At 62.9% G+C, this 23051-nt stretch carries 21 protein-coding genes; 13 read left to right on the top strand and 8 right to left on the bottom strand.

Annotated features, from left to right (window positions below):
- Window positions 1-101: 101 nt before the first annotated feature.
- The 7 genes from D8W71_RS08415 to D8W71_RS08385 all read right to left on the bottom strand — a co-directional run bounded on the left by D8W71_RS08415 (window position 102) and on the right by D8W71_RS08385 (window position 8812).
- Window positions 102-743, bottom strand: a complete 642-nt coding sequence (locus D8W71_RS08415) for a response regulator transcription factor (RefSeq protein ID WP_201265370.1) — start codon at window positions 741-743, stop codon at window positions 102-104.
- 20 nt (window positions 744-763) lie between these two features.
- Window positions 764-1987: a sensor histidine kinase gene (locus D8W71_RS08410; RefSeq protein ID WP_121112616.1), complete on the bottom strand. Its 1224-nt coding sequence runs from the start codon at window positions 1985-1987 to the stop codon at window positions 764-766.
- Window positions 1984-4440, bottom strand: a complete 2457-nt coding sequence (locus D8W71_RS08405; protein ID WP_153275345.1) for an ABC transporter permease — start codon at window positions 4438-4440, stop codon at window positions 1984-1986. The genes D8W71_RS08410 and D8W71_RS08405 overlap by 4 nt, the downstream gene beginning before the upstream one ends.
- Window positions 4441-4467: 27 nt before the next feature.
- Window positions 4468-5247, bottom strand: coding sequence for an ABC transporter ATP-binding protein (locus D8W71_RS08400; RefSeq protein ID WP_121112612.1), 780 nt, complete (start codon window positions 5245-5247; stop codon window positions 4468-4470).
- A gap of 179 nt (window positions 5248-5426) precedes the next feature.
- On the bottom strand, window positions 5427-7226 hold the full coding sequence (locus D8W71_RS08395; RefSeq protein WP_121112610.1) for an FAD-dependent monooxygenase: 1800 nt from the start codon (window positions 7224-7226) through the stop codon (window positions 5427-5429).
- Window positions 7223-8149, bottom strand: coding sequence for a fumarylacetoacetate hydrolase family protein (locus D8W71_RS08390; protein WP_121112608.1), 927 nt, complete (start codon window positions 8147-8149; stop codon window positions 7223-7225). Before D8W71_RS08390 ends, D8W71_RS08395 begins: the two co-directional genes overlap by 4 nt.
- A gap of 27 nt (window positions 8150-8176) precedes the next feature.
- On the bottom strand, window positions 8177-8812 hold the full coding sequence (locus D8W71_RS08385; protein WP_121112606.1) for a VOC family protein: 636 nt from the start codon (window positions 8810-8812) through the stop codon (window positions 8177-8179).
- A 125-nt stretch (window positions 8813-8937) separates the two neighbouring features.
- On the opposite strand from D8W71_RS08385, the gene D8W71_RS08380 reads away from it, so the two are divergent.
- The 3 genes from D8W71_RS08380 (at window position 8938) to D8W71_RS08370 (ending at window position 11618) form a co-directional block, all read left to right on the top strand.
- Window positions 8938-9567: a TetR/AcrR family transcriptional regulator gene (locus D8W71_RS08380; protein ID WP_161965429.1), complete on the top strand. Its 630-nt coding sequence runs from the start codon at window positions 8938-8940 to the stop codon at window positions 9565-9567.
- A gap of 349 nt (window positions 9568-9916) precedes the next feature.
- A complete protein-coding gene (locus D8W71_RS08375) occupies window positions 9917-10633 on the top strand; it encodes a hypothetical protein (protein ID WP_153275344.1) in 717 nt (238 codons plus the stop codon).
- A gap of 184 nt (window positions 10634-10817) precedes the next feature.
- Window positions 10818-11618: an SDR family oxidoreductase gene (locus D8W71_RS08370; RefSeq protein ID WP_121118821.1), complete on the top strand. Its 801-nt coding sequence runs from the start codon at window positions 10818-10820 to the stop codon at window positions 11616-11618.
- Window positions 11619-11638: 20 nt separating this feature from the next.
- Here the strand turns inward: D8W71_RS08370 and D8W71_RS08365 are convergent, their stop codons facing one another.
- A complete protein-coding gene (locus D8W71_RS08365) occupies window positions 11639-12328 on the bottom strand; it encodes a TetR/AcrR family transcriptional regulator (RefSeq protein ID WP_121118819.1) in 690 nt (229 codons plus the stop codon).
- A 140-nt stretch (window positions 12329-12468) separates the two neighbouring features.
- Between D8W71_RS08365 and D8W71_RS08360 the strand changes: the two genes are divergently transcribed.
- The 10 genes from D8W71_RS08360 (at window position 12469) to D8W71_RS28370 (ending at window position 23022) form a co-directional block, all read left to right on the top strand.
- The gene (locus D8W71_RS08360; RefSeq protein WP_121112600.1) at window positions 12469-13638 is read left to right on the top strand and encodes a VOC family protein; all 1170 of its coding nucleotides are present in this window, start codon (window positions 12469-12471) and stop codon (window positions 13636-13638) included.
- Window positions 13635-14573, top strand: a complete 939-nt coding sequence (locus D8W71_RS08355) for a fumarylacetoacetate hydrolase family protein (RefSeq protein WP_121112598.1) — start codon at window positions 13635-13637, stop codon at window positions 14571-14573. Before D8W71_RS08360 ends, D8W71_RS08355 begins: the two co-directional genes overlap by 4 nt.
- A complete protein-coding gene (locus D8W71_RS08350) occupies window positions 14570-16459 on the top strand; it encodes an acyl-CoA synthetase (protein ID WP_201265295.1) in 1890 nt (629 codons plus the stop codon). Before D8W71_RS08355 ends, D8W71_RS08350 begins: the two co-directional genes overlap by 4 nt.
- Window positions 16456-18036, top strand: a complete 1581-nt coding sequence (gene mhpA / locus D8W71_RS08345; RefSeq protein WP_121112596.1) for a bifunctional 3-(3-hydroxy-phenyl)propionate/3-hydroxycinnamic acid hydroxylase MhpA — start codon at window positions 16456-16458, stop codon at window positions 18034-18036. Before D8W71_RS08350 ends, mhpA begins: the two co-directional genes overlap by 4 nt.
- A gap of 9 nt (window positions 18037-18045) precedes the next feature.
- Window positions 18046-19248 (top strand): cytochrome P450, encoded by a 1203-nt coding sequence (locus D8W71_RS08340; protein WP_121118815.1) that lies wholly within the window; start codon window positions 18046-18048, stop codon window positions 19246-19248.
- The gene (locus D8W71_RS08335) at window positions 19245-19442 is read left to right on the top strand and encodes a ferredoxin (RefSeq protein ID WP_121112595.1); all 198 of its coding nucleotides are present in this window, start codon (window positions 19245-19247) and stop codon (window positions 19440-19442) included. The genes D8W71_RS08340 and D8W71_RS08335 overlap by 4 nt, the downstream gene beginning before the upstream one ends.
- On the top strand, window positions 19439-20569 hold the full coding sequence (locus D8W71_RS08330) for an NAD(P)/FAD-dependent oxidoreductase (protein WP_121112593.1): 1131 nt from the start codon (window positions 19439-19441) through the stop codon (window positions 20567-20569). Before D8W71_RS08335 ends, D8W71_RS08330 begins: the two co-directional genes overlap by 4 nt.
- A gap of 82 nt (window positions 20570-20651) precedes the next feature.
- Entirely contained in the window at window positions 20652-21059 is a 408-nt protein-coding gene (locus D8W71_RS08325; RefSeq protein WP_121112591.1) for a hypothetical protein, read from the top strand.
- A gap of 8 nt (window positions 21060-21067) precedes the next feature.
- Window positions 21068-22714, top strand: coding sequence for an FAD-dependent monooxygenase (locus D8W71_RS08320; protein WP_161965428.1), 1647 nt, complete (start codon window positions 21068-21070; stop codon window positions 22712-22714).
- Entirely contained in the window at window positions 22711-23022 is a 312-nt protein-coding gene (locus tag D8W71_RS28370; RefSeq protein WP_161965427.1) for a WhiB family transcriptional regulator, read from the top strand. The genes D8W71_RS08320 and D8W71_RS28370 overlap by 4 nt, the downstream gene beginning before the upstream one ends.
- Window positions 23023-23051: the final 29 nt, after the last annotated feature.

The raw sequence follows: 23051 nt of genomic DNA, 5'->3' as shown, positions 1-23051 counted from the left end.
CGTTCCTCTATATGGTCGGCCCCGCCGCACTTCGGGCCGCACGCTCAGCATAATCCGATCCGGTCGATCGACAGGCGTTACGGAGAAGCACTCGGGGGCCGTCAGGAACGTAGAAATTCGAGTACGGCCAATACGCGCCGGTTGTCACCGTCGGCAACGGCGAGACCGAACTTCGCAAAGATGTTGCTTACGTGCTTGTGCACGGCAGCCTCGGTCACCGTCAACGCGCGCGCAATCGCGCCGTTCGATCGACCTTCAGCCATCAACCCGAGAACCTGACGTTCACGCGGCGTCAGGCTCTCCAAAGGATCACGACGCCTCCTCAACAGCTGCGCAATGACGTCGGGGTCGAGCACCGTTCCCCCGCGTGCGACCGATTCGACCGCCTCGACGAAGTCTGCAATGTCACCTACTCGGTCTTTGAGTAAGTATCCGACGCCGTGCCCCAGCTGAGATTCCAGCAGAATCGATGCGTACGACTGCTCGACGTACTGGCTCAGCACGAGGACTGGCTGCTTCGGTCGTCGACGTCGAACCTCGACGGCAGCTCGAAGACCGTCGTCGCCGTTTCGCGGAGGCATACGTACGTCGGTGATCAAGAGGTCCGGCGCGAGGTCGACGACCATGTCGACAAGTGAGTCGGCTTCGGCGACAGTGCCGACGACGGTGTGCCCGAACCGTTCGAGCAGTGTTTCCAGACCGGCGCGCATCAACGTCGAATCCTCGGCGATGACCACTCGCAGTGACGGTTTCGACGAGGTCGTCATATCGATCGGCACGGAATGTCCACGTGAACGAGTGTAGGCCCACCGGGCGGACTCGACAGCCGGAGTCTGCCATCCACGACGGCCAGGCGATCGGCAAGACCTGCGAGTCCACCTCCGCTGTTCGCCTGCGCGCCGCCGGTGCCGTTGTCCCGGATCTGCATGACGAGTAGGTCGTCCCGATGCCGGATGTGAATACCGACCCTAGTTGCGCCACTGTGTTTGGAGACGTTGGTCAGGCATTCGGCAACGACGAAGTATGCCGGGCGTTCCACCTGCTCTTCCAGCCTGGGCGTGGAGACGTCGACATCGACCGGTATAGCGGAATGTGTTGCGAGGTCGGCGATCGCACCCGCGAGCCCCAGATCGCCGAGAGCCTGCGGTTGCACACCGCGCACCAAATCGCGAATCTCGCGCATCGCAACCCCCAACTGCTCCTGTGCGTCTCCGATTCGGCTGTGCACGGCCGAGCCGTCCACTGCATCCAGTCGAATCAGTCCCAGTGTCACGCGCAAGGACGCAAGCCGCTGTTGAGCGCCGTCGTGGAGATCGCGTTCGATACGGGTCCGTTCGCCGTCGAAGGCGGCGACCAATCGTGCGCGGGACGCCTTGACCTCGGTCAGCTCGTCCCCGAGTTCGGACCCGCGGGGCCCCAGGATCACCCGGGCCAAGGAACCGCGTGCGGCAGCCCAGATGGTGATGGTGAACGGCGCCGAGGGAATCAACGCAACACCCAGAATCCCCCACGGCCACACAGTGGGGTCGTCGACTGCGGATCGGATACACACGATCGGAGCACCGATCGCAAACATCAGCACTATAAGGTCGAGCCACCACAGGCCGAAGATCGACAACAGGCAGAACCCGAGCTCGCGCCACGTCACCGGCTCCGTCAGGCGAAACCGGACCATGTTGACGAAGCCGGGTCGATCAGGGACGACGTGCGAACTGGGCGCAGGATCGAGATCGATCAACCGCAGACGCCAACGCTCGACGCGCGCAACGACCGTGCTGAACAGCACTGCGGCAACGAGTAAGCCCAGCCCGACGACGACGAGCGTCAGAACTGTTCCGGCCACCGCGAGGGCGATGAGCACACTACCGGCAACTGCTCCGAAAACGACGCCGGAGCTCAAATACGCGAGACCGCGAAGTGGCCACGTCGTTGCCACGAAACGCAGCGGATGAAGCGCAATCGCCTGCCATGCAGTGCGCGGACTCACGCCCGGACCATACCCTGACGCGTCCCGTTCGCGCGCAGCGATCTGGATGCCGTGAGGGTGCCTGCGCCGATGGAAAGTACGAGACAGGCGACGATGGAAGTGGCGACCACAGTGGGATTCACTTGCGCTGACACTGCTCGACCGACGCTCGCCGAGAACCCCGAGGCAATCGCCGCCAGCGCCGGCACGGAAACCAGTAGTCCGAGAACGACACCGACCCCGACAGTGATTGCAGACTCGGCCGCAACGCATTTCACGATCTGCCGCGACGTGCCACCCGCCAGTTTCAGCGCACCGAATTGGCCTCGACGACCCTGCGCGGACATAGCGGCGGTATTCGCGACTGCAATCCCGGTGTACCCCACCGCCAGAATGATCAGCACCAGACTGAACTGACGCATGAGCCAACTGTCACGTTCGTAGTCTGCTGCTGCGTAGTCGAATGCGTCGTACACCGTCGCACCTGTCCCCAGGCTCGTGGGAGCATCGGCCTGCGGGACGAACACTGCTTCGGCCAACGACCCCGGATCGTGTGTGCGGACAGTGTCCCGCGATAGATTGAATCCAGCCATCGACGCGTCTATGTCGCGCACCGCTACGATGGTCAACTGCTCGGACTCGCCGTCACGGAAGCCCACGGCTATGGTCTGCCCCTGCTGCCACCCGAATTTGTCGGCCAGAAGAGTAGACACAACTGCATTTTCAGGCCCTCGATCACTTTCGTCGAGCCAGCCGACACCGTCGAGCACCGTCTGGGGTTTGCCCTCGGGTTCGACGAACACACGTGTCGGGAGCGCCGCACGGACAACTCCGGCCGTGGACGCCTGCGCCACTTCCTCATCCGTGAGGCCCGGTTTGTCGACCGGCCACACGATGGACTGCCCTTCGAGCGGTTCCGCTGCCTCGAGAGGATAGGCGGCCGCACTGGTAGCGACGTACCCACTTATCAGCACTGCGAAGGCGACGGTTGCAATCACAGGTGCCGCGAGCGCTGCGGTGCGCGACGTCGAGTTGATCAACTCCGCCCTCACCAACATCGCGCCGGCACCTTGGACTCGCCGCACCGGCCATGTCACGACTCGCACGATCGGACCGATCACGACCGGGGCAAGGAGCGTGGCCGAGGCGGTGAGGGCCATCGTCGCTGCCAGCGCGCTGTAGATACGAGTGTCCGCGCTCGCTGCTCCCACGACAACGATGACGACAACCCCCACCGAGGCGGCCGCGACCCCACCGATCCATCGACCACGCGACATCCCTGAGGCGGGTGCTGCGGCAGAGCGAAGCGCCTCCATCGGCGGCGTTTTCGCCGACCGGTTGCTCGCAGCCAACGCTCCGGCCACTGCCACGACGACACCCGCCACAATCGCACCGAACATCGGTGCCACGCTGAACTCGATCTCGTACCCCCGCGGTGCGACATCGATGCGCTGGAGAACGATTGCCATCAACGGTGCGGCGACGACTCCGATGGCCGCACCGACGACACCACCGGCAAGACCGATGATCAATGCTTCCCCGAGCACCATTCCGCGGACCTGAGACGGTAGTCCGCCGACATTCCTCAGCAAACCCATCTCGCGGCGTCGCTCGGCGACGTTGAACGCAAACGTCGAGGAGACCACGAAGATGCTGACGAAGCAACCGAGCAAGGCCATCGCGGTAACCAACTGCACGGCCAGGAAGCGCTCGCGTGCAAGGTAAGCCGGCTCCAAGATCGACCTCTCCTCACCACTGACGATCTTTCCGCGATCACCGACCACTGCGGCGGCTGCATCCTTCACAGCAGACGCGGATGCATCGGGCGAAAGCTGCAGGCCGATTGCCGTGACCCCGGGAGCGTGACGCGCCGCAACCTCGTCCGTGACGAATACCCCTCTTTCTGAGGCCGATTCGACGTCACCGGCAATGGAGGTGTCTACGGTGCCCGACACCAGCATCTGCCGGGGACCTTCGGTGAACAGTATCGACACCTGTTGCCCGACAGAGAATCCCAGATTCGAATCCAGAACGACCTGGTTATCGCTTCGGGGCGCGGTTCCGGTCACCAACGCGTACGGTGCGAGCGCGGCACTGCTCCAGCCGTGCCCGGCGGAGAGCGCCTCGTCGCCTGCGGCGATCGGCGCACCGTCACGTGTCGCTTGGGCGAAAAATGCGCGGTCCGCGGTCGCCTGCTCGACGCCGTCGACTTCGGAAAGCTGTTGCGTCAGCCGATCGCTTTCCTCGACCGACCACGGCCTGCTGTCGGCCGCCGTGCCGCTGACGTTCGAGGCCTGCTGAGGTACCGCAAACATATCGGTTCCCTCGACCCGTGCCGGAACCTGCGCACCCGACGAACCCCACACGAGCAAGGTCATCGTGATCAGCCCTACGCCGAGGCACACCGCCGTGAAGGCCCCCACGAAGCTGGTCCACCGCGTTCGGACGTTCGCCAGTGCGAGCGATGCGGCCACATGGTAAATCTTGACCGACAACACAGCTCACCCCTCCATGTTCGCCATGCGGGCCGCCACGGTGGCTGCGTTCGTGCGACGATCGGACCGATCCTGGAGCACTCGATCGACGATCCGTCCGTCTGCCAAGAACAACACTGCGTCGGCGTACGATGCGGCTGCCGGGTCGTGGGTCACCATGATCACGGTGTGACCGTGTCGGTCGACCAGCGAACGCAGTCGCCGCAACACATCGTGCGAGGTGTTCGTGTCCAGTGCGCCAGTCGGTTCGTCAGCGAACAGAACCGCCGGCTGGGTGAACAGAGCGCGGGCGAGGGCGACACGTTGCTGCTGGCCGCCGGACATCTCACTCGGTCGGTGGTGTGCCCGTTCGGCGAGCCCGACCTCGGCCAACGCTGCAAGCACTTCCTTCTGGTCGGGACGTGCCCCGGCGAATCGCATGGGAAGTTCGACGTTCTGGGCCGCCGTCAGCGAACCGACCAGGTTGAAAGCCTGAAAGACGAAGCCGATGTTCTCGCGGCGAAGCAGGGTTCGATCGCGCTCGCCGAGGCCGCTCAGCGCTGTGCCCGCAATGGTCACCTCGCCCGCACTCACGTCGTCGAGGCCGGCGGCGCACTGAAGTAGCGTCGACTTACCCGACCCGGACGGGCCCATGATCGCGGTGAAGGTACCCGTCGAAAAGCCAACGGACACATCGATCAGTGCCGTGACCGAGTTGTCGTTCGAACCGTAGGTCTTCGTGACCGACCGTAGTTCGACTATCTGTTCCCTCGCACGCAGCGGAGTTTCTACCGTCGAAGTGTTCATACCTCCATCCAAGAGGCTGCAGCACCCTAGAGCACGGGTGAATACGGGAGTCTTCGTGGTAGTGATAGCACGAGGTTCCACGCGTGCCGCAGTTCGGACCTGCGTGCACACAACCGTCGCCGATCGGCGAAATCCCGTCTACTTCCGTCGATAATGTGCACTGACGCTCGCCGCGCCGGTCAGATCGACGGCGCGACTGGCACGGTGAAGTAGGCACCCCAGTGTGTCTCGAGGAAGTCGACCAGGGCGGGCCGTGCGTCGTGTGCCGATGACGTTGTCCGCCAGGCGACATGGCCGTCCGGTCGGACGAGGACGGCTCCGCAATCACCGACCTCGAACAGCGTGACCAGGGCATCGCGATCGACGTCCCCGGACGCATCGAGGTCGACCAGTGTTACCCCGGGACCGGGCGCCGCAAGAGCATCTACAACCGGTGACCACGCAGCGGAGTCGAAGGTGAACAGTGACAACATGTTCCGGTCCAGCAGGTCGTGGTCCGAAACGAGCCGTCCGTCCCTCGACAGAACGGCGTGCGGCAATCGCGCACCCGGGTACGTCGTGGGCACATAGTCGACGACGTCTTCTGCAGGCCTCGCCGTCTTCTCCTGCGCGGTCAACGGTCCGTCGTGGAGATATCCGAACTGCAGACCGGTGGAGACGAAGTGCTCGACCTGGCCCGGGATAGCCTCGGCGATCTGCTGACGGAGTCGGGCCGAGCCGTCGGCACTCGGCTGCAGACGTCGCGAACGGCCCATCTGGCTCCGAGTCGCGGCAGTAGCGAGAGGGGCGACGACCCGACCGGGGAGCATGCTCGGCAGCCGTCGAGCCATTACCTGCGTCGCCTTGGCCAGCGCGAGGTTGGTGATGCCCACACGCTTGCCGATGTCGTCCATGCGGAAGTGATTGGACACGCTCTGGTCCGCGAACTTACGGACCACAGGACGACGTTCGGTGTCGTAGGTATCCAGCAGGGACGGGTCTGCGGCACCGCGCAGCACGGCGTCGAGCTTCCAGGCCAGATTGTGCGCGTCCTGCACACCCGAATTGAGCCCGAACCCGCCGGTGTGGGGAAAGCGATGTGCCGCATCGCCGAGTAGCAACAGGCGATTGTCACGAAAGCGATCGGCAGTCTGCGAGGTCATCACCCACGTACCGGTCGACTCGAGTTCGAATTCGTGTCCACCCAACACCTTCGGAAGGGTCTCCTGCCAGAACTGGCGGCTGTTTCGTGCAATGTCCTGATGCGGGTGCAAGTACGCAGTCATGAGGATGTACCGGTGGTCGGCGTGTGCGATGAGCACTCCACACAGATCAGGTGTGTAGATCCAGCTCAACAGCGGACGAGCATCGTCGGGGAAGAGGCTCGTCGAGGTGAAGAATGCGCTCCCCATGTTGGCCAGCACAGGCCCGTTCATCGAGATCCCCGCGGCATTCCGTAACGGACTGTTTGCACCATCGCACGCCAGCACGTAGTCGGCGCATACTTCGGATGTGTCACCCGGTGCAGACCCGACAACGACGCGCGCCCGGCTGGAGGTCGACTCCACGGACTCGACGGTCACTCCCCGCCGGAAATCGATGAGCGGCTCGGCGTCGACGGCGTTCCACAGGGCGGGCATCAGTATGTGTTGGCCGATGTGGGACACCATGTACGGGCTCTGGCCCTCGACCACCGCTTTGCGTTCGGGGTCGGAGAGCAGATCGATAGAACCGATGGTGCCGTCGCTGAGGTCTCCGAACCAGCTGATCAGGTTGACCTCCTCGTGCGGAGGCGACATCGCTGCAATCGACGCGGCGAACGCCGGACTGTATTCGTTCCAGATCTCCAGCGTCCGAGCGTTGACGACATGCGCGGCAGGATGGAACAGGGGGCTGGTCCGTCGATCGAGCAGTACGCTTCGTATACCTCTGCGCGCCAGGAGAAGTGCTGCCGTCGTGCCGGCCGGGCCGGCTCCTACGATGGCGACCGGAGTTGTCATCGAACGATCGTCCGCTGTGTGCCTAGGTCGATGGACCCGTCGGGCGTACGGATGGTTGCGGTGACGACATCGTCGACCGACAGGTACTTCGGGTTCTTGGCCTGTCGCGCGAAGAAGAACTTCCATTTGAGAGCCGGCGGAACCAGTTCACCGATCTTTTGAATCACCCTGGGCGGCGCCGATATCGCGGTACCGATAGGTGTGCCGGTCAACAGGACATCTCCGGCGGTCATGTTCTGGAATCGGGCCAGCCTGGTGAGCGCCTCGGCAGGAGGGGTGATGAGATCGTCGCCGATGGTCTGGTCCTGACGAGTCTCGCCGTTGACGGCCAACGTCATACGGAGCTCGGGGAGTCGCCCCAGTTCGTCGTTGGTCAGTAGAACCAACCTCGGTCCGAGCGGGGTGAACGTGGGATACGACTTGCTCTCGTAGACCTGCACTTTCGTCAACTGAATTTCTCTTGCCGATACGTCGTTGGCGACGACGAACCCTGCGACGTAGTCGGATAGATTGTCGTCGGTGACCGTGGTCCCGATGGGGATGTCGGCCCCCACCACGACGCCCAGCTCGATTTCGTAGTCCAGCAGTGTCACCTCCGGCGGCTGCCGTATCGGGTCGGTAGGACCACTGATCGACGCTGACGACTTGCGAAAGAATGTCGGCTGTAGGGTGTTCGGATCAGAACCGGCGTCCATCGCATGAGAACGGTAGTTCAGCAATTGCGCGACAACTCGGCACGGGGCGGTAATGGGAGAGACCAGTTGTAGCTCGTCGACGTTCGTTCCGGCCCCCGACGCCGCGTCGATTGCCGCGCGGTCGGCAAGTAACGCACCGGTGCTCTGCGCGTCAGTGTCGATAACGAATGCTTGATCGCCATCGAGACGCCACCAACCGTCGGCCGTTCGAATGATGTTGACAGACATGACTTTCGATCCCCCACTGTCGTTCGGTCACAAAGTTTTCGGTGTGATGGTCTTCTTGTTGGCAATCACCGGTCGTCCGGGCCTGGTTCCGGCTTCCCGACGCCTGAGTTCCTCGTGCGTTTCTCCGCGGCGAAGCCTGCTGAGGAGGTACTCGGGGTCGATGTTGACACCGATGGGGTTACGGGCGAACTCCTCGGTGAAGAAGAAGGCGGCGGTGTTCTCGGCGTCGAAGTTCTCGACCTGAAACTCGAGCCTGATGCCGTCGGGGTCTTCGTAGTAGAGCGAAATGGTCGGTCCATGATTGATGGCCCACACCGGGCGTATGCCGTGCCGTTTGAGCCGCACATAGTTCTCGAGCAGTCGCTCGAGCGATACGAAAGTCAAGGCGATGTGGTCGATTCCGTACATCTTGCGACGCAACTTGGCCAGTGGGAACAGAAATTTCAGAGCCTTGGGCACGGCAATGATGGCCAGCCGGTGCGACTCGTCATCCCATGTCAAGAAGGTGATCTCGTCGTCCTGGTAGGCAATCTCGGCACCGAACACCGTGCCGTACCACCGAACCATCTCCTCGGTGCGAGCCGATTTGACGACCCAGTGGGCGATGTAGTCCGGAGCTATCCGAGGCGCGGCGGCGATCGGTACATCTTCGGTAGCGCTCATGAATCGACCTTTCGTCGTGATCGCTGAATGGGATCGAGGTTATGCCCACTTTGACTGTCAGTCAATAAATTGATTCATAGTCAACTTTGAGCGCTTCCCGCTGGCCGTGCACTACTCTCGGGCCGGTGCCACCCACCCGCCCCCACGACCGCGAGCAGTCTTCGCATACGCGCCCGCGGCGCGACCGTCGCCAAGCATTGATCGACGCCGCGATCGAGTTGATCGCCGAAGGCGCCAGCGCTGACACCAGCGCGGCGGCGATTTCCCGTAAGGCCGGAGTCGCACACGGCCTGCTGTTCTACTACTTCGGCGACAAGCAAGGACTGGTGGCGGCAGCGCTGGCCGACGTTCTGAGCAAGTTGGCCGACGCCCAAGGCCCACGGCCCGAGGAATCGACGACGCGGGCTCGCCTGGAAGGCTTCGTACGGCGACACATCGAATTTCTGCGCGACCATCGCGTGCTGTACGTACGCGTGGTGCGGGACGCCGAACTAGGCGAAGCCGGTGTCGAGAGCGCGCTACGGCACGCCCGCGCCGAGGGTGAACGACAGGTCGGTGTGTTGGCTGGGCTTCCGGAACCCTTGCCCCCGCTCCTAAGTGCGGCAGTGTCGGGGTGGACCGGCTTTCTCGATCGGACCGCGGACGCATTCTTCGACTCTCCGGGCCTGGATCTAGACGAGCTGGTCGCACTGATCGTCGACGCATTCGAGGCCGTCGTCGACTCGGCGAGGGCCCGCAGCGAGCGGGAACTGTGACGCATGCTGCCCCGCCCCTCCGCCCGGAACCGTCCCAAAGTCGCTGAACACCTACGCATTCGGGCGATCTCCCTGTTTTTAGTTACAACAAGCAACAACCCCATCGATGGTCGTCTGTGAAAACTCACAAACCGAAAACAAACCAATGACGCCGTTTGGTTCGCTCCCCTAACGTCCTTAGTTGTTGCCGGGGAACTGGCACACCGCCGGGTGCCCTTTCGGGACCCGAATTCCTACGGACATGGAGGACCGACCGATGGCGCTGAGCCTTCGCTTCCCGCCCTCGCTCACTCGCCACTTCCACCCTGTCCTGATATCTCGTTCCGTCGACACCTTTCAAGGAGCACACGTGAGAATTCGTAACAAGCTGGTCGTCACCGTCGCGGCAGTGGCGTCGAGCATCGCGGTCGGCACTGTGGTCGCGGCTCCCGCGCACGCCGCCGAGACTCTCGGCATCGACTTCCAAGCTGATACGACAACGATCATCGCCAAGACGGGTCAACCGGTGGTGTTCCCCACCACGACCCTCGCAACGGACGTCGACTTGGTAGGAGGGACCGTCGCCGGTTCGCTCAATCTGCCGCAGGCGTCGGCGAACCTGAAAGCCGGTCCGCTGACGTTGGCCAACTTCACCATTTCGATCGTGGATCCTTCTCCCGTGTCGGGCACCCTGGTCCAGGGTGGCACCGAGGAGGCTCCCACGCTCGATCTGGATGTGCAGCAGAGCTTCAAGATTCGAATCGACTCGGTCAAGCCGCTCGGTATCGACACCGGCTCCGCCGGTGGTTCGTCCGACTTCGCGTCGGTCGGAAACAACTGCATCACCGCTCCCACCACGGCAAATCTCAAAGGTTCGATCGATGCCTTCGATCTGATCGCCAACAACACCGCAGACGCGCACATGGTCGGCTCGTACACCATTCCTCAGTTCCAGAACTGCGGAGCGTTCACACCAGTGCTCAACGCCATCATCGCAGGCCCGAACAACACCCTCGATGTGCACCTGACGAACCCGACCTTCGACGTCGGCGACCAGTCTGCCCTCGCCGCCAGGGTGGCCAAGTAACCCGACGAGATCGGGCGACCCTCGCCCCGTCCATCAGACCGGACAACGAAGGCTCCAACCACTTCTCGTGGTTGGAGCCTTCGTGTCTGTCACGGAAGATCGCGAGTCCGTCAAGGTTGACGATTTCGTCAGATTGGTGTTTAGTCGGGTATCGCCGGAGCACGAAAGACACTGGGGGTACGTGGTGGAAACAGCAATCGTCACTGGAGCATCGTCGGGGATCGGTCGCGCCGTCGCAGCAGCCCTCGTCGATCGTGGGTTCCGGGTGATCGGGACAAGCCGGAACAGCTCCACGGTCACCGACCCAGCGCCGGGCGTCGAGTACCGAGATCTGGACCTGACCGACCGAGCCTCGATACAGGGGTTCGTCAATGCGCTCGACGGGGTGGTCGTCGATGTTCTGATCAACAACGCGGGCGAATCACAGTGCGGCCCGCTCGAAGAACTGCCCGTCGACGCCATTCGAAGGTTGTTCGAGCTCAACGTATTCGGTGCCGTCGAGTTGACTCAGGCGTTACTTCCCGGAATGCGGCAACGGCGCCAGGGAAAGATCGTCAACGTCGGGTCTATGCTGGCGAGCTTTCCGCTCGCGTACCGGTCGTCCTACGTTGCCACCAAGGCCGCCATCAAAGGGTTTGCTACAGCCGCTCGCTACGAACTCCGGCCGTTCGGAATCGAGATCACTACCGTTGAACCGGGCTCGATTGCCACGGGATTGTCCGGCCGTCGAACGAAGTACGTCGGCGCGCAGTCGCCGTATCTGCAGAGCTTCACGTCCGCGATCGCCACCCTCGACGCAAAGGAGGCGAATGGGATTTCGGCGGAACAGGTTGCGCGAACGGTGATCAAAGCAGTCGACGACAAGAAGACATTGCCGATCTACGCCGTGGGCAGCAACGCACCATTGGTGTTTCTGGCACGAAGGCTGTTGCCGCGCAGCGTGATCGAGTCCGTGATGGCGAAAGCGTACAACGTGAGCGCGTGACGTACGTTCCACCAGAACACCTATGCGATCGGGTGCGCATCCACCTCGTCGCCGAGGCCGAGTGAGTTGGACACCTGCCGCACGCCTTCATCGAACGACTGAGGGAGCGGTCGGTCGCACAACTGCCGAGCTTCGTCGGTCGAGATGCCCATCGCTCGCAGAACGTCCGCGGCCATACCGTCGACCGTCGCGGTTTCCTCGCGGTCCGGGTCATCGAGCAACAGCCGGCCCATCGCAGCGAAGGCGCCGGACACCAAAGCCAACGCGCGGTCCAGGTCGTCTACATCGAATCGACCCTGGTTCGCCGCAGCTTCGATGTCGCGGCGTGAACGCGGCGCCAGCCCCTGCTCGGACGCGACGGCAGCGGCCTCCGAGCTCAGTAGCACTCGGCTCAGGTGAGGCTGAAGACGAAATGCGCGCCCGGCCAACCTGAACGATTGGGTGAACATCTCGACCGGATCGGTCAGATCTGCGGTCAAACTATCCAAATAGTCGCCGAGGGTACCGAGCGCTGAATCCACGGCCTCGCGCCAGAGGTCTTCCCGGCTGTCGAAATGGTTGTAGAACGATCCGTTCGCCACGTCGGCGGCCTGCGTGATCTCCAAAATCGGGGCGTTCACTTTGCCGGCGGCGATGAAGCCCTGGGCCGCGGCGATCAGCGCTGCACGGGTACGCGCCTTGCGGCGTTCGAGCCCATTGTTCTCCGACACGGTCGTCCTCACACCCCTTTCGTCTGCGTACGGGAATCGCCAGTGTATCCAGACTGGAGTATATGACGATTTCGTCAAAAAGCTTGACTGTGACCCGGACAATAGGTGACGATATCGTCATAAGGTTTGGAGGAGTGCAGATGACACCACCGATCACGGCGACGCCGGACGTCGACGGCCACCGAGATATTCACGTCGACCAGGGCGCCCTTCCCGGCGAGCACCCTGGTCGGGTCTCGAACCCCACCATCAAAGTGCACGACATTGCGTGGCTCGAGTTTCAGAAACCTGACCTGATCAAGGCTCGGGCCTTCGCTGAGGCGTTCGGCTTCACCGTGTCGCTGTCTACAGACAACGAGCTTCACCTACGCGGTACCACCGTCGGTTCGCCGTGCGTGATCATCCGGAAAGGCACTCGCACTCGCTTCGTCGGCGCCGCTTTTCGCGCCGCCGACGCCTCGGACGTGATGCGCTTGGCCGAGGCGACCGGCAACCGAGTCCACCGGCTTCCGGACACGATCGGCGGGGTCGCGGTCACGCTCACCGATCCGAGCGGACAGACCGTCAAGGTCGTGGCCGAACTCGACGCACACCCCGAGCTACCCGGGCAGCGAGTGCACGAATACAACTTCGGAACCCGTCACACCGCTACTTCCGACGCGCCGCGTCTCAATGCCACTCAGCGCCCACCGCGTGAACCCGCCCGCGTCGAACGCCTCGGCCACGTCGTCATCCAACGATCCCGCTACCTGGAGAACCTCGACTGGTACCTCCGGCACCTCGGACTCATCGTCAGCGACTTTCTCTACTACGACGGCCAGCGCCAACGCGGCCCGGTGATGAGCTTCATCCGATGCGACCGGGGCGGCACTCCGACCGACCACCACACACTCGCCATGGCTTTGGGTCCGTCGGACCGCTACGTGCACTCGGCCTACCAAGTGTGCGACCTCGATGCCATCGGTGCAGGCAACAGGTACCTCACCGAACGGGGATACACGCACTCGTGGGGCATCGGCCGCCATATCCAGGGCAGCCAAATCTTCGACTACTGGCGCGATCCCGACGGTTTTCTCGTCGAGCATTTCAGCGACGGCGACCTCTTCGACGCCTCACTCGAACCAGGGTGGGCACCGATGACCGCGACGGGCCTGGCCCAGTGGGGACCTCCCGCCACCAAGGACTTTCTTGGAATCTCTCCTGGTAAAGCATCACTCGAAGAACTTCGCTCGATCGTCACTTCTCTCCGCACCGACAACGAATTCGACTCCGAACGCCTCCGCGGCCTTCTGAAAGTAGCGTCCACATGAGCATCTCGGTCCTTCGCACCTCCGACGCATGGTGGGTTCAATTATCCAGCGGCGCATCGAAGATCGACACTTCGGCAACGACAACGGCTGAACTGTTGGCTGACCGTCCTGCCATCGACGCAGCCACACGCGGCACCGACACAGTTGACGTCGAAACGCTCGACCTGATCTCCCCCGTCACCGCGCCATGCCGCGTCGTCGCGCAGATGACCAATTACCGCTCGCACGTCAAAGATTCGGGCATGAACCCCGAGACGGTCCCACTCACGTTCTTCCGCAAAGCATCCGGATCGATCAGCGGGCCAGCCGACGACATCGTCAAACCCGCCCACGTCCAGCTTCTCGACTACGAGGTCGAGATCGGTCTCGTCATCGGAACCTCCCTTCCGGTCGGCACAACCGTCGACGACGCCACCGCAGCACACCATGTTGCTGCGTTGGTGATCACCAACGACGTGTCCGCTCGTGACGTCCAACTCCCCAAAACTCAGTTCTACGAGGCGAAGTCGTATCCCACGTTCACACCCGTCGGGCCCGTTCTTCTGGTACTCGAGGACGGCGACTTCGACCGGTTCGAACAGCTACGTCTGATGTTGCGCGTCAATGGTGAAGTGCGGCAGAACAGCACTGTGCACGACATGATCTATCGCCCGACGGAAGCTTTGAAGGTTCTGAGCGGATTCCAGCGCCTCGACCCCGGTGATCTGGTCCTGACGGGCACGCCTGGCGGTACCGCGTTGAAAGCGCCGCCGAAGCCGATCGAGATCATCGGTTCGCTGCTTCCGCCCGCGGTGAAGTGGAAGGCATTCTTCAAGCGGCAAGCCGGCAATCCCAAGTACCTGAAGGACAGCGACATCGTCGAACTGAACATTGCCACCGACGACGGCATGCTCGACCTCGGTATCCAGCGCACCACCGTCAGGTACGCACAATGACGCCCACTGTGGCCGAAGATCTTCTGTGGCCGACGCTGGACGGGCCCGACGATCTCGCGGACGTGGAATCGGTCCCCCTCGCAGAGCGTCGTCTCCCCGCGAGCACCTACTCGCTTCTCCAACGGGCAGGAGCCATGTGGCCCGAGCGCGATGCGATCGTGGTGCTGCCCGATGCGGCCCGGTGGCAAGAGCCGGTTCGCCGGACCTTCGCGGAACTTCTCGCGGAGGTGGAAGCTGTCGCACAGTTGCTGCACGACAACGGTATCGGACGCAACGATGCTGTCGCGCTACTCTCCCCGAACTGCGCCGAACTTGTCACCGCTACTTTGGCGGCCCAAGCCGCGGGTATCGCGGCACCGATCAACCCCGGCCTGTCAGGACGACACATCTCGAAGCTTCTCGCCCGCGCGGGTGCCCGAGTGGTAATTGCCGCAGGACCGGAACTGGATGGAACAGTCTGGTCCACCGCGTGTGAGATCGCTGCCGACGGCAACGTGACGGCACTGTTTGCGCTCCGACCGACCGGTGCAAGCGGCGAACCGCCGAGTCTGGATCGAATCGACGGTGTACACATCGCATACCTGGCCGATTCGGTTGAACCAGGCCGTCAGTTCACCGGGGGAGCAGCTGCGGTAGACGACATAGCTGCGTTGTTCCATACCGGTGGAACGACCGGAGACCCGAAACTCGCGGCGCACACGCACGGAAACGAAATCGCCAACGCCTGGATGGTGGCGCTCAACTCCGCGGTCGGAAGCGATTCGACTTTGTTTGCGGCGCTACCCCTCTTCCATGTCAACGCCGTTGTCGTCACGCTGTTGGCACCTCTGTTTCGAGGCCAGACCGTCGTGTGGGCCGGACCACTTGGCTACCGCGACCTACCGCTCTACGCCGAGTTCTGGAAAATTGTCGAGCAGTACCGCGTCGCGGCAATGAGTGCAGTACCGACAGTGTATTCCGTACTCGCGCAGTGCACGGTCGACGCCGACATCTCCAGTCTCACCTCGTGCATCGTCGGAGCGTCCTCGCTGCCCCCTGCGGTCAGGGACAGTTTCGAAACCCGCACCGGCGTCCCCCTGCTCCAGGGTTACGGCCTGACTGAGGCGACCTGCGCGAGCGCCCGCAGTTTCGCTGCATTCCCACGACCGGACTCGGTGGGACAGCGTATGCCGTACCAGCAGATCGAGGCCGTTCGGCAAACGGACGCCGGTAGCTGGATACAGTTGCCTGCAGGAGAAACCGGAACCATCGTCATCAGCGGGCCGACGGTGTTCGCCGGCTACGTCTTGGGGCGAAACGAGACTGGCTTCGACCTCGATGGACTCGGGAAGTTGGTCGACGGGTGGCTCGACACGGGCGATCTCGGACGGGTCGACGCCGACGGGTTCGTGCAATTGACTGGTCGCGCAAAGGACCTCATCATCCGCGGGGGGCACAACATCGACCCCGCCACAATCGAAGACGCACTGCTCGCACATCCGAACGTCACGGGCGCCGCTGCGGTGGGGAGCCCCGATCCACATGCCGGTGAGGTACCCGTCGCTTACGTGACCGTCAGCCCTGGCGCCGACGTCAACGTGCCGGAACTCGAAGCATGGGCTCGTGCACACGTCGTAGAACCCGCGGCAGCTCCGAGGACCGTGACCGTTCTCGATGCACTTCCCGTAACCGACGTCGGAAAACCGTACAAAATCGCGCTTCGTGCGAACGCTGCTCGCGTTGCAGCCATCGACGCCTTGAGGGGAACCGTCGACGCATCTCGAATAAGCACGAATATCGTCGATGGATCCGTGGTGGTGGTCATCAGCGGCAGCATCGAGCACTCGTTGATCGACGACCTTCTCGGACGCTATCCGATCGAGTGGCGAATCGACGCCGCGCTATGACCACGCAGCACTATCCGGTGGTCATCATCGGAACCGGTCCTACAGGCATGGTGGCCGCGTGCCTATTGGCGAGGTTCGGTATCGAGTGTCTCGTTCTCGATCGCTGGAACGATGTGTTCGTTCAACCCCGCGCGGTACACCTGGACGACGAAATCTACCGCATACTAGGTGATTTGGGTGTCGCCGACCACTTCGCCTCGATCTCTCGCCCCGGGCTTGGACTGCGCCTGATAGATCGGGACATGCGCACCATCGCGGAGTTCGTCCGTGACCCCGATGACGCCCCACACGGTTATCCTCCGGCGAACATGTTCGACCAGCCCGAGCTCGAACACGTCCTGCGCACAGCGATGAACGGGTACGACACCGTCACGTTCCGCGGCGAGGTCGAAGTCACCGACGTCGCCAACAGGCGTCAGCACGCTGTAGTCCGGTACATCGACCGGACATCCGGCGACCGCCACCACGTCACAGCCGACTACGTACTGGGATGCGATGGGGCGAACAGTACGGTCCGCGCTCGCATCGGTTCCACGATGCGAGATCTGGGCTTCGAGCAACGCTGGCTGGTGATCGATGTCGCCACCGACAGCGACCTGAAGCAGTGGGACGGAGTGCATCAGCTCTCCGATCCCGAGCGGGCCGGAACGTACATGCGGATCGGCGCCAGACGATATCGGTGGGAATTTCGGCTGCACGACGGCGAATCCACGGCGGACTATCCGGATCTCGATTCGGTTCGTCCTCTCATCGCTCCCTGGATTTCGAGCACTGCCGACGCCGATATGGAGCTCATCAGGGTAGCGGAGTACACGTTCCGCGCTCAGGTGGCGGACCGTTGGCGAGACCGTCGAGTCTTCCTGCTCGGCGACGCCGCCCACCTCACTCCCCCGTTCATCGGGCAGGGAATGGGCGCTGGGGTGCGCGATGCGAAGAACTTGATCTGGAAGCTTGCCGGTGTGGTTCGCGGAGTACAACCAGAATCCGCGCTCGAGAGTTACCAGCAGGAACGCGCGCCACACGCCGAATCGATGATCAAGCTCGCGGTGACCGTCGGGTGGGCAATGACCGGAGGTGGGGCTCGATCCGCCGCACTGCGGCAGAAATTGTTCCCTCTCGCTACGCGAATGCCCGGTGTGTCGAATCGGGTAACCGATAGCGCCACTCCAGCACTGCGTAATTCGGCTTATGTGCGGCGAACCCCAGCGCGGCGAGGGTTGGCCGGCACGCTGTGCCCGAATCCAGCACTCGGGGACGGCAGGCGGTTCGACGATGTTGCGCCCGACCAATTCGTCGTCGTGACCCTGACCAAGCCTACGGACGAACAACACCGCGAAATCCAGCGGCGAGGTGCACACGTCCTGGACGTCACCACGTCCTCAGCCCTCGGACGCTGGCTACGTCGCGGCCACGCGGTCGCGGCCATCGTACGGCCCGACAGGACAGTCATGGCCACCAGCCGATCACTCGCAGCACTCCACACAGTGGTGCCCGCGTCTGCCACCCCTGTCGATGCCCGAGGTGGTGCCCTCTCCGGGGCGTCCGTCGAGGCCGCCGTGCCGGCCTCCCGAAGTTAGGAAATGCTGATGGCAACTGAAGTCTCGGTCCCTCAGTACCGAAGCAACATCTACTCCCGATCCGCGATCCTCGATCCCTACCCGCACTACGCTGAACTGCGCGCACTCGGGCCCGTCGTATGGCTGCCCAGACATCGCGCCTACGCCGTATCTCGATACGCCGACTGCAAAACCGTGTTGCTCGACGACGAGACGTTCATCTCCGGAGACGGCGTGGCACTGAACCCGGTGGCCAATCGTCTGGGCCGCGGAACAACGTTGAACAGCGACGGCGACGAACACGCACTCAAACGTTCGGTACTCGCCCACCGTCTCACGCCCAAGGCAGTACGCACGATGAGAGCTGCTGTGGAAGAGAAGGCCGAGCAGATCGTCGACACCGCGTTGGCGAAGGGTCTTGTCGACGGGGTCGACGATCTCGCTACTGCACTACCGACGTCGATCGTACCCGATCTGGTGGGATGGCCCGAGGAGGGACGTGAGAACTTGCTTCGTTGGGCAGGAGCAACATTCGACTCTCTGGGACCGATCAATCGGCAGTCCATCGGAGCAGCCAAGGCCGCTGGGGAGATGATGGCATTCTCCAAACGCGTGGTCCGCGAACGGTCTGTTCTGCCCGGGAGCATGGGTGCCGATGTCCTCACCGCAGCGGACGAGAACAAAATTCCCGAGTCCCAGTGTCCAGCACTGATGATCGACTACTTGGCCCCGTCTCTCGACACCACCATCGGCGCCATCTCGAGCGCACTGCATCTGTTCGCGCACAACCCCGAACAGTGGCAGATTCTCCGAGACGATCCTGACCGAATTCCCAACGCGGTCAACGAAGTGGTTCGGTACGAGTCACCATTACGCGCATTTTCCCGACGCGCGGTCCGAGATACCGACATCGGCGGTGCACCCGTTCCCGCGGGTGCGAGAATCCTGGTGATCTACGCCTCCGCCAACAGAGACCCCCGCGAATGGCACGATCCCGACACGTTCGACATCACCCGAGATGCTGCCCGCCAACTCGGCTTCGGATCCGGTGTGCACGGATGTGCCGGTCAGGGGTTGGCCCGGCTGGAGACTCAAACACTTCTACGCCTACTCGCCCGCCGTGTCGAGCGCATCGAACCTGCCGGCACACCGCGGTGGGCCGTCAACAACGTCATTCATCGGTTCGACCGCCTTCCATTGAAATTGGTTGCAGCAGAAGGGACAACACCATGAAGATCGACATCGACTGGGACCGCTGCGAGGGCCACGGTATCTGCGCCGAACAAGCCCCGGACGTGTTCAGCCTCGACGACGAGGGAGACCTTCACTACGCATACGACGGCGGTGACGTACCGGACGATCTCGCGGCCGGCGCCAGGTCCGCGATCGGGGCGTGTCCGGTCGCTGCACTGCGAGAACAGAAGTGAGTCAGGCGGAACGCCGAGTTGTGATCGTCGGGGATTCCATCGCCGGCTGCACCGCCGCGCGGGAACTGCGCCGACTCGAACATACCGGCCCGATCACGATGATCGGTGCAGATCCGGACGGTTGTTACGCTCGTCCACCACTGTCGAAGCACGTCCTGAAGAATGCTGACGGACAGTCCGAGGCGTGGGACATGTCCGACCTCGACATCACCATGATCGCGTCACCCGCGGCCGGTCTGGATACCGAAGAGCGCGTGCTGCACACCTCCGATCTACAACGTATTCCGTACGACGAGTTGATCGTTGCCACCGGTGCCGCCGCCCGTCGCATCGCCGAACCCGGCCTGACCGGTGAGCTGGTGCTGCGAACCCGTGCCGACGCAACCGAACTCGGAAAACGGCTCGACACAGCAACCTCGGCGATCATCGTCGGAGCAGGCTTCCTCGGGATGGAGGTCGCCAGCGCATGTGCCGCCCGCGGCATTGCGGTCACCGTCGTCGATGTCGACGCGCCTCTCGAACGCATTCTCGGACCGTTTCTCTCCGACGCGATTGCGACCCGCACTGAATCCACCCTCGTCGACTTCCACCGACTGGATCGTCCCGCGGTCCTGATCGGCGATCCGGTCGACGGGGTAGATATCTCGGGAGAGAAACTGCACGCCGACCTGGTGGTCACGTGCGCAGGAGAGGTCCCCAGTACGCAGTGGTTGGACGGCACCGGCATCGCAGACGCGCACGGCATCGGTATCGATCGTCGTTGCGCTACAACAGCGGACAACGTCTTCGCAGCCGGTGACGTCACCTATGCGCTCGGCTCCGATACACCGACCAGAACCCCATTCTGGTCCGCTGCCGTCGCGCAGGGCAAAGTCGCCGCTGCCTCCGCCCTCGGCGTCGAGCCGACGTGTGAGCCGACCGACGACTACTTCTGGACCGAAGTCCTCGGCTTGTCCATCAAGGTGGTCGGTCCACTCCCTGCCCAAGGAGCGCCGACCATCCTGGAAGGATCCGTCGACGACGGGGCGGCACTGCTCGAATGGACACACGCCGACGGTAGAAAAACCGTCGTCGCCTACGGAATCAAGAAACCGGTAGGGAAGCTACGACGCCTCGCGTCGGCATAGTCACTCCCTCGACGACAGCATTCCGCACGCTCTTACTGTCGCACAGCATCTTTCCCAGCCCACCAAACTTTAGGACCCCCTCATGCGCCTCTCCACCGCTCCTGCACCTCGAGACAGGTATTCCCTCCTCGAGTATCTCCCCGAAATCGTGGGGGCCGCCCGAGCCGCGATCGGCGTCGCGCACATGATTGCCCCCACCCGCGCGAACGAGCTCCTCGCCGGCCCCGATGCCTCATTGGCCACGACCCGGGCTGCCGCAAGGACATTCGGGGTCCGCGAAATCTATATCGGCGGCGGCCTACTCGCCGCTACGCGCTACGCTCCGAACATCGTGCGTCCTCTGTTACGCGCAGGAGTCGTCGTCGATGTCTGGGATACGGGCGCCTTCGCACTGACCGCCCAGCTGCCCAGGAAAACAAGGATCGCCGGTTGCCTGATCGCCGGCGGATTCGCCATCGCGGGCGCGGTCGCAGACCTCGACAATCGATAGGAATACACGTGAACAGCAACCAGATTCGTCCCCTGCCGGAAAGCAATGGCGACGTTGATGTCGATGTTGTCATCGTCGGGTTGGGTCCGACAGGTGCTACGGCGGCGAATCTTCTGGGACAACGCGGGATCACCACTGCAGTGATCGAACGTGACATTTCGATTTTTCCGCGCCAACGAGCGATAGCGTCGGACGAGGACGCTCATCGTGTCTGGCAGGGGCTCGGATTGTTCGACGACATGCTGACCACCATGTCCGCCGATGTCCGTGTGCATTTCAAACACGGCAACACGACGTTTCTTTCGGTTCCTTCGGCGGAAAGTCGTGACCAGGGTGTGCCGGGTACGGCGTACTACCACCAACCCGAGCTCGAACGCGTTCTGCGCGAAGGAATAGCCAGGTTCCCCTCGGTCACGGTCAGATCGGGCCTCGAAGCTGTCGGTCTGCGTCAGACCGACGATTCGGTCACCACCACCCTCCGTCCTGTCGACGGCGGAGAGGACCAGCTGATCACATCGCGTTATGTGATTGCCGCCGACGGTGGATCGAGCTCCGTGCGCAAGCTCCTCGGTATCAGGTTGCCGGGCAAACACATCGAAGAACCTTGGTTCGATATACAGCTGCGCGCGTGGTACGACCTCCCGGCCAACGCCCCGCTGGATTTCACCTTCATCTCCGACCCCCGTCGGCCGGGTGTGGATTGTCCTTGCCCGATGGGCTATCACCGTGTCGAGTACCGCGTCAACAAGGGTGAAACGGTAGAGCAGCTACAGACCGAAGCGGGCCTCAGGGGTCTGTTGGCGGAACGCGGAATCGACTACGACAAGGTCGAGATATTCCGCAGTTGGGGGTACACCTTCCATATCAGGCAGGCTGAGCAGTGGAGCAAAGGGCGAGTCTTCCTTGCGGGGGACGCCGCGCACATCATGCCGCCGTTCGCAGGTCAAGGCGTATCGTCCGGTGTACGCGACGTCGCCAATCTTTGTTGGAAGCTCGATGCAGTACTCCGCGGCAACGCAAATGCGGATCTGCTGCAAACGTACGAATCCGAGCGACGACCCAACGTCGAAAAGCTGACCAATTTTTCACTTCGGATCGGCCGGATTGTGATGCTGCAGAACAAGTTCGCAGCACGCGTACGTGACGGCTTGTTCCTGACGGCGTCGAAAGCTCCAGGCGTTGCGGGCTTGCTCAAGGGAAACAAACTTAAACCACTGTACGAACTCGGCACCAAGGATGGGTTCTTCGGCGTCGCTTCACCTCGCCACCGCAGCCCGCGTGGGACATTCGTCAAGCAACCGTGGGTGATCGGATCGAACCTCGTGCCCACTCGCCTGGATACCGTGCTTAGCAACCGATGGACCTGGATCGGCTTCCCGGCTGCACCCATCCCACGAGAACTGGCCGAAGCCGGAGTCTCCGAGGTGAAACTCGAGTACGCCTCGGCGATTGCGACGCACACCGTCGCTGCGGGCCACTACGTGGACAGCGAAGGGGTGCTGGAGCGGCAGATGCGCCGAGCGGGCGCCGACGGCTTTCTCGTACGGCCCGACCGATTCATCTACTGCAGCGACCGCGAGTTCGCTCCCGAGGATCACCTGAGGGTGGCCGCATCGGTGGTCGGCGGCCCGCAGCCAGCCGAGAGTCGGACATGATGCTCACCGGACATCATCGGCCCCGTGTGGACGAGGAGTGCGAACGCGGAGCGTGGCAGGTTCACGGTGCATGTCGTCGACTGCCAATCGATATCTTCTTTCCGCCGTCAGGGCCCCACCAGTTTCGATTGGAATTACAGGCACGATCGATCTGCGCACAATGCACAGTCTTGAATCAGTGCAGGAGCTATGCCATCGACCGCCGAGAATCACACGGTATCTGGGGTGGTCTGACTGCCCGTGAGCGGAAGAATCTGACCCCGCGTCGACGGCAACCGCTCGCCGAGGACGTCTTCGGGCACGCATGACTCGCTTTATCGAGAAACACACGATGGGG

It is taken from the genome of Rhodococcus sp. P1Y, from assembly GCF_003641205.1.
Classification (GTDB): domain Bacteria; phylum Actinomycetota; class Actinomycetes; order Mycobacteriales; family Mycobacteriaceae; genus Rhodococcoides.
This window is presented reverse-complemented; position numbering and strand designations above follow the sequence as displayed.